This window comes from Streptomyces katrae (genome assembly GCF_000966975.1).
Lineage (GTDB): Bacteria > Actinomycetota > Actinomycetes > Streptomycetales > Streptomycetaceae > Streptomyces > Streptomyces katrae.
This window is the reverse complement of sequence record NZ_JZWV01001420.1, coordinates 1-446: the sequence shown is the minus strand read 5'-3', so window position 1 is coordinate 446 and position 446 is coordinate 1. Positions and strand designations below refer to the sequence as shown.

1 pseudogene is annotated in these 446 nt (G+C 74.0%); it reads left to right on the top strand.

Annotation, left to right across the window (positions count from 1 at the left end):
* Positions 1 to 446 (top strand): annotated as a pseudogene (locus tag VR44_RS37905) (xanthine dehydrogenase subunit D); the annotation flags it as partial.

Sequence of the window (446 nt, the reverse complement as noted above, 5' to 3'; positions counted from 1 at the left end):
CTGTGGGGCCAGATCCTGCGCTCCACCGTCGCGCACGCCGAGATCGTGTCCATCGACACCGCCGAGGCCCTGACCGTGCCCGGCGTCCACGCCGTGCTGACGTACGAGGACCTGCCGGCCCCGGTGAAGTACTACGGCATGGAGTTCCGGGACACCCCGGTCCTGGCCCACCGCAAGGTCCGCCACCACGGGGAACCGGTCGCCGTCGTGGCCGCCGACCACCCCGAGACCGCCCGCCGCGCCGCCGCGAAGATCCGCGTCGAGTACCGCGAGCTGCCCCTCGTCACGGACGAGGCCTCGGCCACCGCACCCGACGCCGTCCTCGTCCACGAGGACCGCGAGGACCACCACGCCTCCCACGTCCCGCACCCCAACATCGTGCACCGCCAGCCCATCGTCCGCGGCGACGCGGACGCGGCCGCCCTGCGCGCCGAGGTCATCGTCAC